The organism is Salinisphaera sp. PC39 (assembly GCF_040361335.1).
Lineage (GTDB): Bacteria > Pseudomonadota > Gammaproteobacteria > Nevskiales > Salinisphaeraceae > APNM01.
On the sequence record NZ_APNM01000003.1, the window covers coordinates 120,440 to 134,954 of the forward strand.

General features: G+C 69.3%; 16 protein-coding genes. 6 read left to right on the plus strand and 10 right to left on the minus strand.

Annotated elements, in window-relative coordinates; genetic code table 11:
• Both PC39_RS04410 and PC39_RS04415 read left to right on the plus strand, forming a co-directional pair.
• Positions 1–1,119 carry a fatty acid desaturase family protein gene (locus PC39_RS04410; protein ID WP_353252154.1) on the plus strand — a complete coding sequence of 373 codons (1,119 nt, stop codon included), beginning with the start codon at positions 1–3 and terminating at the stop codon, positions 1,117–1,119.
• A 21-nt stretch (positions 1,120–1,140) separates the two neighbouring features.
• Positions 1,141–1,407 (plus strand): hypothetical protein, encoded by a 267-nt coding sequence (locus PC39_RS04415; protein WP_353252155.1) that lies wholly within the window; start codon positions 1,141–1,143, stop codon positions 1,405–1,407.
• A gap of 186 nt (positions 1,408–1,593) precedes the next feature.
• Here PC39_RS04415 and PC39_RS04420 read toward each other — a convergent pair whose 3' ends face one another.
• Positions 1,594–2,388, minus strand: a complete 795-nt coding sequence (locus PC39_RS04420) for a glycerophosphodiester phosphodiesterase (protein WP_353252156.1) — start codon at positions 2,386–2,388, stop codon at positions 1,594–1,596.
• A 64-nt stretch (positions 2,389–2,452) separates the two neighbouring features.
• Here PC39_RS04420 and metC point away from each other — a divergent pair, with 64 nt between their 5' ends.
• Complete coding sequence (metC, locus tag PC39_RS04425; protein ID WP_353252157.1) at positions 2,453–3,616, plus strand: cystathionine beta-lyase; 1,164 nt, start codon at positions 2,453–2,455, stop codon at positions 3,614–3,616.
• 677 nt (positions 3,617–4,293) lie between these two features.
• Complete coding sequence (locus tag PC39_RS04430) at positions 4,294–4,974, plus strand: hypothetical protein (protein ID WP_353252158.1); 681 nt, start codon at positions 4,294–4,296, stop codon at positions 4,972–4,974.
• A gap of 117 nt (positions 4,975–5,091) precedes the next feature.
• Here the strand turns inward: PC39_RS04430 and nadC are convergent, their stop codons facing one another.
• The 3 genes from nadC to egtC form a co-directional block, all read right to left on the minus strand.
• Positions 5,092–5,955 (minus strand): carboxylating nicotinate-nucleotide diphosphorylase, encoded by an 864-nt coding sequence (gene nadC / locus PC39_RS04435; RefSeq protein WP_353252159.1) that lies wholly within the window; start codon positions 5,953–5,955, stop codon positions 5,092–5,094.
• Positions 5,956–6,042: 87 nt separating this feature from the next.
• Complete coding sequence (locus PC39_RS04440) at positions 6,043–7,182, minus strand: SUMF1/EgtB/PvdO family nonheme iron enzyme (RefSeq protein WP_353252160.1); 1,140 nt, start codon at positions 7,180–7,182, stop codon at positions 6,043–6,045.
• On the minus strand, positions 7,179–7,949 hold the full coding sequence (gene egtC, locus PC39_RS04445) for an ergothioneine biosynthesis protein EgtC (RefSeq protein WP_353252161.1): 771 nt from the start codon (positions 7,947–7,949) through the stop codon (positions 7,179–7,181). Before egtC ends, PC39_RS04440 begins: the two co-directional genes overlap by 4 nt.
• Before the next feature lie 156 nt (positions 7,950–8,105).
• Here egtC and egtD point away from each other — a divergent pair, with 156 nt between their 5' ends.
• Positions 8,106–9,104, plus strand: coding sequence for an L-histidine N(alpha)-methyltransferase (egtD, locus tag PC39_RS04450; protein WP_353252162.1), 999 nt, complete (start codon positions 8,106–8,108; stop codon positions 9,102–9,104).
• Between the two features lie 91 nt (positions 9,105–9,195).
• Here egtD and PC39_RS04455 read toward each other — a convergent pair whose 3' ends face one another.
• From PC39_RS04455 to PC39_RS04475, 5 genes are all read right to left on the minus strand, one after another.
• Positions 9,196–9,522, minus strand: a complete 327-nt coding sequence (locus PC39_RS04455) for a DUF2069 domain-containing protein (RefSeq protein WP_353252163.1) — start codon at positions 9,520–9,522, stop codon at positions 9,196–9,198.
• Positions 9,519–10,115, minus strand: coding sequence for an NAD(P)H:quinone oxidoreductase (wrbA, locus tag PC39_RS04460; RefSeq protein ID WP_353252164.1), 597 nt, complete (start codon positions 10,113–10,115; stop codon positions 9,519–9,521). The genes PC39_RS04455 and wrbA overlap by 4 nt, the downstream gene beginning before the upstream one ends.
• Positions 10,112–10,471, minus strand: a complete 360-nt coding sequence (gene arsC / locus PC39_RS04465; RefSeq protein ID WP_353252165.1) for an arsenate reductase (glutaredoxin) — start codon at positions 10,469–10,471, stop codon at positions 10,112–10,114. Before arsC ends, wrbA begins: the two co-directional genes overlap by 4 nt.
• Positions 10,472–10,495: 24 nt before the next feature.
• Positions 10,496–11,005, minus strand: a complete 510-nt coding sequence (locus tag PC39_RS04470; protein WP_353252166.1) for a lytic transglycosylase domain-containing protein — start codon at positions 11,003–11,005, stop codon at positions 10,496–10,498.
• Between the two features lie 172 nt (positions 11,006–11,177).
• Positions 11,178–12,917: a proline--tRNA ligase gene (locus PC39_RS04475; RefSeq protein ID WP_353252167.1), complete on the minus strand. Its 1,740-nt coding sequence runs from the start codon at positions 12,915–12,917 to the stop codon at positions 11,178–11,180.
• A gap of 121 nt (positions 12,918–13,038) precedes the next feature.
• On the opposite strand from PC39_RS04475, the gene PC39_RS04480 reads away from it, so the two are divergent.
• Entirely contained in the window at positions 13,039–13,953 is a 915-nt protein-coding gene (locus PC39_RS04480; protein WP_353252168.1) for an alpha/beta fold hydrolase, read from the plus strand.
• Here the strand turns inward: PC39_RS04480 and PC39_RS04485 are convergent.
• Positions 13,931–14,347: a M67 family metallopeptidase gene (locus tag PC39_RS04485; protein ID WP_353252169.1), complete on the minus strand. Its 417-nt coding sequence runs from the start codon at positions 14,345–14,347 to the stop codon at positions 13,931–13,933. The genes PC39_RS04480 and PC39_RS04485 overlap by 23 nt on opposite strands.
• Between the last annotated feature and the right edge of the window lie 168 nt (positions 14,348–14,515).

Below are 14,515 nucleotides of genomic sequence, written 5' to 3' on the forward strand. Positions count from 1 at the left end.
ATGAGCGAAGCCACGAAAGAGGACATCCCGCGCCTCACGCCCGAGCAGGTCGAGGCGCTGGGCGCCGAGCTCGACGCCATCCGCCAGCGCGTGACCGACGATCTCGGCGAACGCGACGCGAGCTATATCCGGCGTGTCATCCGGGTCCAGCGCGGGCTGGAGGTGGCGGGCCGGTCGCTGCTGTTCGCCGGCATCCTGCCGCCGGCCTGGCTGGCCGGCACCGCGGCGCTGTCGTTGTCCAAGATCCTGGACAACATGGAGATCGGCCACAACGTGATGCACGGCCAGTACGACTGGATGGGCGATCCCGCGCTCGATTCCCGGCGGTTCGAGTGGGATACCGCGTCGCCGGCGGACCAGTGGCGCCATTCGCACAACTACATGCATCACACCTTCACCAACATCGTGGGCAAGGATCGCGATGTCGGTTACGGCATCCTGCGCATGACCGAGGAACAGCGCTGGCATCCGTACTACCTGGGCAACCCGGTGTACGCGACGCTGCTGGCGCTGCTGTTCCAGTGGGGCGTCGCGCTGCACGACCTGGAGGTCGACCGCATCGGCAAGCCCGACGACATGGGCCGCGCCGAGCGCCTGCGCCGGGCCCGCGGCGTCTGGCGCAAATCGCGGCGTCAGCTCGCCAAGGATTACCTGCTGTTCCCGCTGCTGGCCGGGCCGTTCGCGCCCCTGGTGTTCGCGGGTAACGCCAGCGCCAACGTCGTGCGCAACCTCTGGGCCTTCATGATCATCTTCTGCGGCCATTTCCCGGACGGCACCGAGATGTTCGCGGAGGACGAGTGCGAGAACGAGAGCCGCGGCCAGTGGTACCTGCGCCAGCTCCTGGGGTCGGCCAACCTCGAGGGCGGTCGCTTATTCCACATTCTGTCCGGCAATCTGAGCCACCAGATCGAGCATCACCTGTACCCGGACCTGCCGGCGCACCGCTATGCCGAGATCGCGCCCGAGGTGCGGGCCATCTGCCGGCGTTACGGACTGCCGTACAATACCGGTCCGTTGTCGAAACAGTTCGGCACCGTGGTCAGGCGCATCTGCCGCCTGGCGCTGCCGGGCGGCCGGTCCGGGCCGCCGCGCCGGGCGCCGCTGGCGGAGGCCGCCTGAGCCGTGCCGGGGAGGAAGACCATGATCAGCCGTCTGGAGATCGCGAAGGACAGCGCCGAACAGGCCGTGACCTCGGGCGTGGGCCGGGTCGGCAACATCCACGGCCTGATCGCGGGTTACGCCAAGCAATGGTTCCGGCGCGGGGGCGAGCGCACGACCATCTACGGGGTGGTGGAGGGTGTCACCCGCGAGGTCGGCGGCCTCGGCACCGACCTGTTCGAGATCGCCGAGGCGGCGCGCCGCGCCGAGCGCGACCGGCGCCGCGACGACACGGTCGACGACGCCTGAGGCTCTGGCCGCCTCGGCAGATTAAATGGGCCAAGAATTAACCACAGAGGCACAGAGACACAGAGAAGGGCATTGGGTAAATAACCCCGAAGGACGCGAAGTGCGATCTCACTTCATTCGGCCCTCTGTTCTTGGCTTTGCCAGTTTCTTGATAGCCCTGTGCCTCTGTGCCCCTGTGGTTCCAATTCAAGAACAAGCCTGGTCGCGCCAGTGCGCCAGGCGCAGGGCGTAATCGCTGAAGACCCAGTCCACGCCGCGCAGGAGTTCCCGTTCCAGCAGCCCCCGCGTGAAGGGGAAACCGACGCCGATCGCCTGGCCGGCCTCGCGGTGGCGGGCCAGATGCCGCCAGCGCAGCAGCGGCGCCGGTCCCGCGACCCCGGCGCAGCCGCTGCGCAGGGCGAAATCGCTCAGGGCGGCGACATCGAAGCGGGCCACCGGCAGCCACCCGTGGCGGGGGATGTCCGGGACGTAGCGGAACAGGTCCGTGTCCAGCGACAGGACGTGATAGTCCGTGCCGGGTTCCAGTCCGTCGAGGCAGGCCGCCAGCCGGCGCCGCTGTCGATCCAGGTCGCCATGGGCGTCCGCCTTGAGTTCCACCATCAGGTGCAGCCGGCGGGCGTAGCGCTCGACCACCTCGTCCAGGTGCGGCACCCGCGGCCAGCGCCGCCGCAATTCGGCGAACGACAGCTCGGCGAGCCGCAGCCGCGTGCCGAACACCCGCGCCAGGTCCGGGTCGTGCAGCAGCACCGGTTCCAGGTCCGCGGTCCAGCGCACGTCGAACTCCATGCCCCAGACCCCGCTGTCCGGCAGGGGGTCGAAGGCCGCCAGGGTGTTTTCCGGAACCCGGCCGCCGCGGGTGTCGCCGCGGTGGGCCACGATACGGGCGTCCCGCCACAAGGCGGCATCCGGAGCGCGCCGGGGCAGGGCGGCCAGCGCCAGTTCGGCGCCGGTGAGCAGGGTGCGGTTGAGCGATCGCGGCATGGGCGGTTGTTCCGTTGCCCTGGCGTCAGTATATGGTAGGCGCGCAACGGTAGCGGAGAGGTCGATGAAGGACGATACATGGCTGGTGCACGGCGGTCGCGATCCGCGGCGCCAGCAGGGCATGGTCAATCCGCCCGTCTATCACGCCTCCACGGTGTTGTTCGATACCGTGGCCGAGCTGGAGGCGGCCGCGGCCGATCCGCTGGCGGGCGTCTACTACGGCCGCTACGGCACGCCGGTGCATTTTGCGCTGGAGGAGGCCATGGCGCGCCTGGAGGGCGGGCACGGCGCGGTCACCACCTGCTCCGGCCTGGCCGCGATCTCGGTGGCCCTGATGAGCGTGGCCGCGGCCGGCGCGCATCTGCTGATCGCCGATAACGTCTACGGACCCACGCGCAAGCTGAGCGAGGGCCTGCTCAAGCGCCTGGGCGTGACCGCCACCTATTTCGACCCCTGCGCCGATGCGGACGAGGTCGCCGCGCTGATGCGCCCCGAGACCGCGGCCGTGTTCCTGGAGGCGCCCGGCTCGCTGACCTTCGAGATTCCGGACGTGCCCGCGATCGCCGCGGCGGCGCACGAGCGCGGCGTGCCGGTGATGCTGGACAACACCTGGGCCACGCCGCTGTATTTCCCGGCGTTCGAGCGCGGCGTGGATATCAGCATCCATGCCGCCACCAAGTACGTGGTCGGCCACGCGGACGCGATGCTCGGACTGGTCACCGCCAACGAGACCCACTATCGCCGGGTGCGCAAGACCGCGATCCAGCTCGGTTACTGCGCCGGTCCGGACGATGTCTACCTCGGTTTGCGGGGGCTGCGCACCCTGCGCCTGCGCCTGGAACGTCATGCCGCCAACGCCGCCGCCCTGTGCGACTGGCTGGCGGCGCGGCCGGAGGTCGAACGGATCCTGTATCCGCCGCGTCCGGACGATCCCCACCACGCCCTCTGGAAACGGGATTTTCTCGGCGCCAGCGGCCTGTTCGGCGTGGTGCTGCATCCCTGCGACAAGCGCTCGCTGGCGGCGATGCTGGATGGTCTGTCGCTGTTCGGGATGGGCTTTTCGTGGGGCGGCTACGAGAGCCTGATCCTGCCCACCGACCCGGCGATCCACCGCACCGCGACGCGCTGGTCCGCGTCCGGCCCGACGCTGCGCATCCACGCCGGCCTGGAGGACGTGGACGACCTCATCGCCGACCTGGAGGCCGGCTTCGAACGCCTTGGCGGTTGAGGTTCATCCATCCACGGATGACACGGAGTTGCTCGGGCCTTTCTTTGAATCTGTGTCATCCGTGAAATCCGTGGATTGCTTCTTCTTCTTCCTGAGCTCCGCACTGGGTGGCTAGGAGCTCCGCGATTCAGTCGTCGGGGCGCTGCGCGATCGACGCCGCGCCGAGTCAAGGCATTTGTTTTGTCCGCAGATTGACGCCGATTAACGCAGATTGGTTGGACTGCTCTTTAATCTGCGTGCCTCTGCGTTGATCTGCGGATTATTGCTTCCAGGTATTGCCCGCCAAGGCCCGTGTCCAACTCGGCAGCTCGGTTGCCGGGACGCTTCGCGGCCGGCGCCGTGCCGGTTCACAGCACCGGTTCGATCCACGGATTACGCAGATTTCACGGACTTTTTTCTGTGTCATCCGTGAAATCCGTGGATTGCTTCTTCTTATATTCGATCCGAAGACCTTGACACCCCTGCAGCATCCGGAGGGGAGGCCGATTCGAACGGAACTTTTCAGTCCTTAGAACCGTGTTATCAGTGGATGCGTTTTCGGCGTGCCGGGCACCGTTGCGTCTCCGGGCTTACGGCATGTCCGCCCGGATCGCAATCCTTGTCAGGATTCTGCCGGGAACGCATGCTGGTTCAAACATTCATGCCCGGGAACACGGGCGCCAACAGGGGGAATGCCCATGCGCCGCTGCATAGCGCTAGTTCTTTTCGGCCTTTGCCTGGCCGGCTCCGTCACGGCCGCCGAGGACGTGAACCGGTTCTCGGCCGGTGTGACGGGCGGGACCCTCGGCCTGGGTGCCGAGGTCGGCTACGCCTTCAGTCCCCGCGTGCGGATACGCGGGTTGGCGGCCGGCCTGGACGCCAGCCACGACATCGAGCCCGACGGCCAGTCGGATCTCCGCTACGACGCGGACGTGGAGCTGCGCAACGCCGCCGCCCTGGTCGACTTCCATCCGTTCACGGGCAACTTCCGCTTGACGGCCGGTGTCATCGCCAGCGACAACTCGGGCGACGGCTCCGCGACCTGCCGTCAGACTCTCTGCAACTTCGGCGATGGCACGGATGTACTGTTTCAGGGCGATCGGGTCGATGTCGACGTCGAGTTCGCGGACGACGTGCATCCCTATCTCGGCCTTGGCTGGAGCAGCACGCCGGAGAGCACGGGCAGATGGCGCCTGTCGATCGACCTGGGTGTTACCTATCTGGGCGATCCGGACGTGGATGCCAGCCTCAGCGGCCCGTCCTCGGGCATCTTCCTCGCGGAGCAGGAGGTCGAGAACGAGGAGCGCAACATCGAGGACGACCTCGAGGACTTCGAGTTCTATCCGGTGGTGATGATCGGCGCCGCGTACCGATTCTAGCCGGCGCCCGGCAGCCGGGATGATGCGGGGCGGGACTGTCCCGCCCCGCCCGGTACGCCAGGGTGCTCTCGGCGCCGGGCCATGCCCGCGCTGCAGGCGATTGCCTTTTCGGCCGGCTTAGTCGATGCGGGTCAGCCGCATCGACAAATCCACGGCGGTGACGTGCTTGGTCAGGCCGCCGATGGAGATGCGGTCGACGCCGGTATCGGCGATGTCGCGGACATTGCCCAGCGTGACGTCGCCGGAGGCCTCGATCTCCACCTTGGCGAAGTTCGGGCGCCGGTGCCGGCGGCACATGATCACCGCCCGCGTGAGGATGTGGCTGGCGAAGTTGTCCAGCAGCACCGAATCGGCGTCCGCCGCCAGGGCCTCCTCCAGCTCGGTGAGGTTCTCCACCTCGACCTGCACGGTCAGGTCCTCGTGGAGCCGACGGGCGGTCTCCACCGCGGCGCGGATGGAGCCGGCGGCGGCGATGTGGTTCTCCTTGATCAGGACGGCGTCGAACAGGCCGAAGCGATGGTTGACGCCGCCGCCGCAGCGGATGGCGTATTTCTGGGCCGAGCGCAGGCCGGGCAGGGTCTTGCGGGTGTCCAGGATGGCCGCACCGGTGCCCTTGACCCGCTCGACGTAGCGCCGCGTGGCGGTGGCCACCCCCGACAGCAACTGCAGGAAATTGAGCGCGGTGCGTTCGCCGGTCAGGATCGGTCGTGCCGGTCCCTCCAGGTCGCACACCGGCGTCTCGGGGCGCAGCGCGTCGCCGTCCGCCAAGTGCCAGTCGATGCGGACGTTGTCGTCCAGTTGCGCGAAGACCGCGTCGAACCAGGGCGCGCCGGCCAGCACGCCGGCCTCGCGCGCGGTGACCCGGGCGCGGACCCGGGTGCCCTCGGGCACCAGCTCGGCATTGCGGTCGCCGTCGCCGATGTCCTCGGCCAGGGCGCGGGCCACGGTGTCCGCGATGTCCTCGGGCGTCTCCGGCTGCATTCTCGTGTCTCCCCCTTGCGACTTATGGCGCCGGCGACGAAATACGGCTATTGCGCCGCCGGAGTAATGACCGCGGAGTATAAGGGCTCAGGGCGCCGCGTCCCACGCCAGCCGCAGGCCGGCGACGACGTGGCGGTGGCCCTCCGGGTAGAAGTTGCGGAAGCTCGGGCGCCGGATCTCGGGCTCGGTCAGGCGGCTGGCGCCCCGGAGCACGCGGTGGGCGCCGTCGAACCAGGGTGTGGAATAGCCCTCGTAGGGGAAGGCGGTGAAGCCCGGGTACGGATACAGGGCGTTGCCGCACCATTCCCAGACCCGGCCGTCGCCGGCGAGGTGTCCCTGACGCGCCGCGGATTCCCATTCGTGCTCGTGCGGCAGACGGGCACCGGCCCAGCGGGCGAAGGCATCGGCCTCGTGGGCGCAGATGCCGTGCACCGGGGCGTCCGGCGACAAGGCGTCTTCCGGATCGGCGCTGTACCAGCCACCGTCCGGATGCGGCCGCCAGTGTTCCGGCGCCCGCGCCCCGGCGGTCGCGAGCCAGTCGTGCCCGGCCGGTGTCCACAGCTCGGGCCGGCGATAGCCGCCGTCCGCCATGAATGCCAGCCACTCGGCGTTGGTCACCGGGGCTGCGGCGATTCGACAGCCGGGGATCCGTCGCCGGTGGACCGGATGCTCGTTGTCGTAGACCGCATCTTCGCCGGTGCCGCCCAGGTCGATCCCGGCCGCGGGTATGTCGACGGCCTCGGCCGCCGGCGGCCGTGCCTCGGTCAGCGGGGCGGGCGGCACTGTTGAGGCATCGCGCATGCGGATTTGCCGGCGGGCCAGCCGCATGGTTTCGAGATGCTGCGCGTAATGCTGCGCCAGGAATCGCCGGAGATAGCCGTCCCGCAGCAACGGATGAGCGCCGGTCTCCGGCCAGCAGGCATCGTTCGCCGCCGCCATCTCGCGGGTCCAGGCGAGCAGCGCCTCGCCGTCGGGCAGACGTGCCGGACGCTCGCCCTTGGGGCAGAGTTCCGGGAAGTACAGGGTGTGCCAGGATCGGGTTTGGTCGTCGCGCCCGAGTACGACCTCCTGCACCCAGTAGCTCTCCACGAAGAAGACATGGCCGAGATGCCAGGCCAGCGGGCTCAGTTCGGGGTGGTGCCGGGCGCGGCGGTCCGCCTCGTCCAGGTCCGCGAGGGCCGCACGACAGGCGTCGCGCAATGCCTGCAGACGCCCGGCCCCGCTCATAACGGCAGGATGCGAAGCGGCTCGTCCGGACCCGCGCGCAGACGGTGTCCCGAGGGGACCTCCCGCCAGCCGGCATCGTCGTCGAACGGCTCCGATGCGATCACGGTGCCGCCCGACAAGGCCGGATAGGCTTCGTGGTAGTAGAGCGACGGTGCCGGCGCGTTGATCGCGGCCCGCACCGCGTGCAGGGTCCGGCCGTCGCTGACCACGGCGTTGAGCAGGGCCTCGGTGTCGGTGTCCGCCAGCCAGCCGCGGACGCGGTCGATGGCGGCCGCCAGCGCCTCGCCCGGATCGCCCGGATGCTGGCGTACCAGCGCGAACAGATGCTCGGAATCGGTGTTGCCGACGATCTCGGCCTCGACATGCTCGTCGAGCACGGCGCGCAGCCGGCGACGCAGGCTGCGTGGAAAGTCGGCGATGAAGCCGTTGTGGGTGAAGGCCAGGCGTTGATCCGCGAACGGCTGCGTGTTCAGGGTGTCGGTGCCGTGCCCGGCGGTGGCGCTGCGGACGTTGCCCAGCCACAGCCGGGCGTGCAGGCTGCGGCCCAGGGCGTCGAGATTGACGTCCGCCCACACCGGCAGGGGGTTGCGGTAGGTCGCGGGCCGGCCGTCCCCGGCGAACCAGGCGACGCCCCAGCCGTCGGCGTTGACCACGGCGGTGCGCATCTCGCGCGGCGCCCAGGATTGCCGGTAGAGGCTGTGGGGCGGCGCCCGCAGGAATAGCTCCAGCGGCAGGGTGGGGCCGAGATAGGCGGCGATCCGGCACATTCGGGGTAGACCCTGATGCAAACGATGGGTGCGGGGCACGTAGGCTGCCAGTGTCCTGTCACGCGTCTTGTGTTTGGAACACACAGGCACTCTGAATACGGCAAAATACCCGTGACAGGACACTAGTGTAACGTCAACAGTCCAGACTGGGTGTTTATGGACCAGGCGATCGAGATCGAGGAGCGGCTGACCTGCACGCCGGTGGCGCCGGAGCGGCCGCTGCCGACCCTGGCGGACGATGTCCGCCGCGGCCTGCTGGCGCCGCCGCGCTGGTTGCCGCCGAAGTACTTCTACGACGACGCCGGCTCGCGGCTGTTCGACGCCCTGTGCGACACCCCCGAGTATTACCCGACCCGCACGGAGGATGCCCTGTTGCGGGCCCACGCCGGCGATATCGTGGGGCGGGTGGCCCCGGCACACCTCCTGGAGCTGGGCAGCGGCACGGCGCGCAAGACCCGCCACCTGTTGGATGCCTGCGAGGGCCGCGGCGTGCGGCCGGTGTACTGGCCGCTGGATGTCTGCGCCGAGATGCTGGACGACAGCGGTCGGGAACTGGTGTCGGAATATCCCTGGTTGCGGGTCAATGCCCTGGTCGGCGACTACAACGGCGGGCTCGGGCGCCTCCCGCTGCCGGCCGAGGGCCGGCGCCTGGTGGCGTTCCTGGGCGGCACCATCGGCAACTTCGCGCCGGACGAGGCGGTGGCGGCCCTGTGCGAAATCGGGACGCTGCTGCGGCCCGGCGACCGCCTGTTGCTGGGGGCGGACCGGGTCAAGGACCCGGCGGTGCTGGAGGCGGCCTACGACGACGCCCAGGGCCTGACCGCCGCCTTCAACCGCAATGTCCTCAATGTCCTCAACCGCGAGCTGGATGCCGACTTCCCGGTGGCGGACTATCGCCACCGCGCCCGCTTCGACCGCGACCTGGCGCGCATCGAGATGCGTCTGTGCGCGACGCGGGACCACACCGTGCGCCTGGGCCGGCTGGACGCCGAGATCGCGATCGCGGCCGGCGAGGAGATCCTGACCGAGATCAGCCGCAAGTTCACGCCGGAATCGCTGGCGGCGATGCTGGCCGAGGCCGGGCTGACCATCGACGAGCACTATGAGGCCCCCGGCGGCGCCTACTCCCTGGTGCTGGCCGCGCCCGCGGGCTGAATCGGTCTCTTGTCGTATCCACGGATCACATAGATAGCCATTCTCCTCGAGAATCGGCGTAATCCGCGAAATCCGTGGATGTTTTAAGCCGTTATGCGCCTTCGCGGGAACGCAGCCGTACGAATGCCAGACAGGCCACGAACAGGGCGGCGGCCGCGAACAAGGCGACGCCGGAGTAGCCGCGCGCGGGGTTGGACCAGAACTCGGTGATCAGGCCCGCGAGGTAGGCGAGTACCAGCAGGCTGGTCCAGGCGTAAGTGTAGGGACGTCCCCGCCAGAGGCCGGGAAGCGGCGGCAGCAGCGGCACGATGAAGACCACCGCGAGCCATGGATTGGCGGCGTTCCAGAGCGCGATGGTCCCGATCAGCAGCGCCAGCGCGCCCAGCGCCGCCATGCGGGCGTGACGACTGGGCCTCACGGGTCCAGCCTCACGGCGGTTTCCGCCAGGCGCCGGCCCAGGGCGCGGCAGAGGGTGCGTTCGTCGTCGGTCAGCGCCTTGTCGGCACCGCCGCCCGCCAGGTGGCTGGCGCCGTAGGGGGTGCCGCCGGAGGTGGTCCGGTGCAGGGCGGCCTCGGTGTAGGGCAGACCCACCAGCAACATGCCGTGATGCAGCAGGGGCAGCATCATGGTCAGCAGGGTGCTTTCCTGGCCGCCATGCAGGCTGCCGGTGGAGGTGAACACCGCAGCCGGCTTGCCCGCCAGGGCGCCGGACAGCCACTCCGCCGCGGTCCCGTCCAGGAAATGCTTGAGCGGTGCGGCCATGTTGCCGAAACGCGTGGGCGAGCCCAGGGCCAGGCCCGCGCACTCGGACAGGTCGGACAACTCGGCATAGGGCGCGCCGGTCTCCGGGAGCTCCCCGGCCGTGGCCTCGGTGTCGGGCGACACCGGGGGCACCGTACGCACGCGGGCATCCGCGCCGCGCACGCCGACTACGCCGCGGGCGATCTCGTCGGCCATCGCGGCGGTCGCGCCGTGGCGGCTGTAGTAGAGGACCAGGATGTCGCGCGTCATCGGCGCGGCCCGCCGAGCTCGCTGACGCGTTCCGGCGGACGGGCGACGAAGGCTCGCTCGTCGGTCTCGATCAGGGGCCGCTGCAGCAGCTTGGGCGCGGCGACCAGCGCATCGATCACGGCCTGTTGATTGAGGTTGCCGCGGTCCGCCAGGCCCAGCTCCTTGAACTGCGGCTCGTTGTGGCGCAGCAGCCCGGCGGCGGGCGTGTCCAGTTTGGCCAGCACCCGGCGCAGGGCCGCCTCGTCCGGCGGTGTCTCCAGGTATTTCACGACTTCCGGTTCGTGTCCGGCCTCCCGGAGCAGGGCGAGCGCCTGCCGGGACTTGGAGCAGCGGGGGTTGTGGTAGATGCGCAGCATGATCGTCGTTCGGTATGGATGGATTCAGCGCCGGTACCAGCGCTCCTCCAGCGCGGTCTGCACGCGCGTGGGATACCAGTACTGGCCGGTGCTGCCGTTGTAGCGGGCCAGCGCCCGGGACAGGTCGCCGTCCTCGATATCCAGGTAGTGGCGCAGGATGGTGCAGCCGTAGCGCAGGTTGGTCTCGAGATCGAACAGGTTGTCCCGCGGGCGGCCGATCTCGTCCACCCAGAAGGGCATGACCTGCATCAGCCCCTGCGCCCCGGCCCAGGATACCGCGTAGCGCTTGAAGGCGCTCTCCACCTGGATCACCGCCAGCACCAGCTCCGGCGGCAGATCGGTACGGCGCGCCTCGCGATGGACGGCCCGCAGCAGCCGCAGTCGGCGCTCCTCGTCGGGGATCAGGGGCGCCAGGCGCGTGGACATGTCCAGCAGCCAGACCTCGGCGGCGAACCGGTTATCGAACCCCTCGCTGTCGTTGACCGCCGCGACCAGGGCTTCGCGCAGCGCCGGCGTCGGCGCCTGGCGTTGCACCTTGTCCTCGGACTGGGCCGGGAGGGCATGCAGACAGGCAATGATCAACCACAGAGGCGCACAGAGGCGCACAGAGGGAAAGAAGACAAGTTTTTTCAGGGTTCGCTTCAAGGCTTTGCCGGTACCCCAACGTTGATCTATAGCATAGACATCGGCCCAAGCCGCTTTCCCATTACTTACCTCTGTGCGCCTCTGTGCGCCTCTGTGGTTCGTTCTTTACGCGCTCGAGCACGGCCTGCAAATCGTGCGGGATGTGCTCGGCCTCGGCGTCGCTGCGGCCCTTGTACTCCAGGGTGCCGGCGTCCAGGCCGCGCTCGCCGACCACGATCCGGTGCGGGATGCCGATCAACTCGGCGTCCGCGAACATGGGGCCGGGCCGCAGGCCGCGATCGTCGAGCACGACGTCGATGCCGGCTTCGCGGCACTGGGCGTACAGGGTCTCGCAGGCCTCGCGCACCCGGTGCGACTTGTCGGCCTTGATCGGCAGGATCGCCAGCTCGAAGGGCGCGATCGGCGCGGGCCAGACAATGCCGGCGTCGTCGTGACGCTGCTCGATGATCGCGGCGACGATGCGCGAGATGCCGATGCCGTAGCAGCCCATCTCGGGGGTCACGGCCTTGCCGTCCTCGTCCAGCACGGTCAGGTTCATGGCGTCGCTGTATTTGCGGCCGAGCTGGAAGATATGGCCCACCTCGATGCCGCGCAGGATGCGCAGTGTGCCCCGGCCGTCGGGGCTCGGATCCCCGGCCTGTGCCTCGCGCAGGTCCGCGAACTCGGGCTCCGGCAGATCGCGGCCCCAGTTGACGCCGGTCAGGTGGTGGCCGTCCTCGTTGGCGCCGGTCACGAAATCGGCCATCGGCCGCAGGGCGTGGTCGGCGATCACGCGCAGGTCGACGCCCACCGGTCCGAGCGAGCCGGGGCCGGCGCCGAAACGCGACCGGATCGTGGCCTCGTCGGCGAAGGTCACGGGGTCGGCCACGGCCGGCAGGCGCGCGGCCTTGATGTCGTTGAGCTGGTGGTCGCCGCGCAGCAGCAGCAGGACCGGGTCGCCGTCGGCGCCCTCGACCACGACCGCCTTCACGGTGCGCTCGGCGGGCACGCCCAGGAACTCGCTGAGCTGGGCGATGGTGGCGACGCCGGGCGTCGCGACGCGCTCGAGTTGTTGCGCCGGGCCGGGTCGCTCCGCATCGGGGGGCGGACAGGCGGCGGCCTCGACGTTGGCGGCGAACTCGCCTTGGTCGGAGACGGCCAGGGCGTCCTCGCCGGACTGGGCGAGGACATGGAATTCCTCGCTCTTGGAGCCGCCGATCGCGCCCGGATCGGCGTCCACGATCCGGAAATCCGCGCCGATGCGCTCGAAGATGCGGGTATAGGCGGCACGCATGTTGTCGTATTCGCGGCCCAGGTCGTCGCGGTCCATGTGGAAGGAATAGGCATCCTTCATCAGGAATTCGCGGGCGCGCATCACGCCGAAGCGCGGCCGGATCTCGTCCCGGAACTTGGTCTGGATCTGGTACAGGTTCACGGGCAACTGGCGGTAGCTGCGGTAGTCCCGCCGCACGAGGTCGGTGATGACCTCCTCGTGGGTGGGGCCGAAGCAGAACTCGCGCTCGTGGCGGTCGCGGAGGCGCAGCATCTCCGCGCCCATCGCCTCCCAGCGGCCGGATTCCCGCCACAGCTCGGCGGGCTGGACGGCCGGCATCAGCAGCTCCAGCGCGCCGGCGGCGTCCATCTCCTCGCGCACGATGGTCTCGACCTTGCGCAGCACCCGCAGGCCCAGCGGCGTCCAGGTGTAGAGCCCGGCGGCGAGCTTGCGGATCATGCCCGCGCGCAGCATCAACTGGTGGCTGACGATCTCGGCGTCCGCCGGGGTTTCCTTGGTGGTGAACAGGGGGAATCTGGACAGGCGCATATGCGGTTGTTTTCTCGACCGAATCGACTGCGGGTTAGGTCCGGCAGTTTAACCCGAAACCGCCGCCGGCGAGGAGCGCGCGGCGGTTGCGGGCGGCTGCCGGCTCGCGCATGATCCGGGCATGACGGGAATCGGACCGCATGTGCCGCTCGACGACTGGCGGGCGCGCGGCAAGCGCTTCCGCTACCGCGGCCATAATGTCTTCCACATGGACGAGGGCGGCGGCGAGGCGCTGGTGCTGATCCACGGCTTTCCGACGGCCTCCTGGGACTGGCACCGGCTGTGGCCCGCGCTGGCCGCCGGGCATCGCTGCATCGCGCCGGACATGCTGGGCTTCGGCTTCTCCGCCAAGCCGCGTTTCCACGATTACCGCATCCACGACCAGGCCGATCTCCACGAGGCGCTTTTGGCCGAGCTCGGCGTCGATCGCTACCGCATCCTGGCGCACGATTACGGCGATTCGGTGGCCCAGGAACTTCTGGCGCGCGACATCGATCGCCGGGCGGAGGGCGAGCCCGGCCGCATTCTCGGTGTCTGCCTGCTCAACGGCGGACTGTTCCCGGAGACCCACCGGGCGCGGCCGGTGCAGCGGCTGTTGCTGGGGCCGTTCGGCTGGCTGGTATCGCGGCTGATCTCGGAGCGGGCCTTCGGCCACAGCATGCGCCAGGTGTTCGGGCCCGAGACCCCGCCTTCGGCGGTGGAAATGGCTGCATTCTGGCAACTGGCGAATGAGCGCGGCGGCATCCGCGTCTACCATCGCCTGATCCGTTACATCGAGGATCGCCGCACGCACCGCGAGCGCTGGGTCGGGGCGTTGCGTGATGCCCCGGTGCCGCTGCGGCTCGTCGACGGCGTCCACGATCCCGTCTCCGGCGGGCACATGGCGCAGCGCTACCGCGAGCTGGTGCCCGATCCGGACGTGGTCGAGCTGCCCTGCGGGCATTATCCCCAGATCGAATTGCCCGCCGAGACCCTGGCGGCGGTCGAGGCCTTCCTGGCCGGCAGCGGGCCGGTCAGTCCATCACCCGGAGCGTGACCTCGCGCATGCCGCCGGCGTCGTCGGGCCGCCAGGCGCGCATCTCCAGCACGCCCTTGATGTTCAGCGAGATGATCAGATAGAGCGCCTCCGGATAGCCGATCTCGGCGAGATCGCGCGCCGAGGGTTCGGGCGGGGCGTCCGGATGCGAGTGATACACGGCCCACAGGGTCTCGCCGCGCTCGCGCATCTCTTTCATCGCCCGGATCTGGTCCTGGGGGTCCATCTCGAAGCGATGCTTGCGTTCCGCGGCGGCGTTGGCCACGGGATAAAGGCTGCGCGGCAGGTCGTCGTCGCCCGCGCCGACCAGCCCGCACACCTCTTCGTCCGGGCACTTCTGCGCCTCGAACAGCAGCTTGGTGGCCAGCGGCCGCGGAATCAGCGGTTCGTCCAATTCGTATCCCCCGACATGCATCGGCGCGACAGGATACCCGCCGCGCCGCAGGATGGCATCCCCCAGCCGACAGCACCAGGCGGGCTCACCTGTCCATGGATTCAGATGGATCGGCATAGGCTAGTGTCTCCGGACCAATCCGCATTGACCGGCGTCAATGCTCGGCAC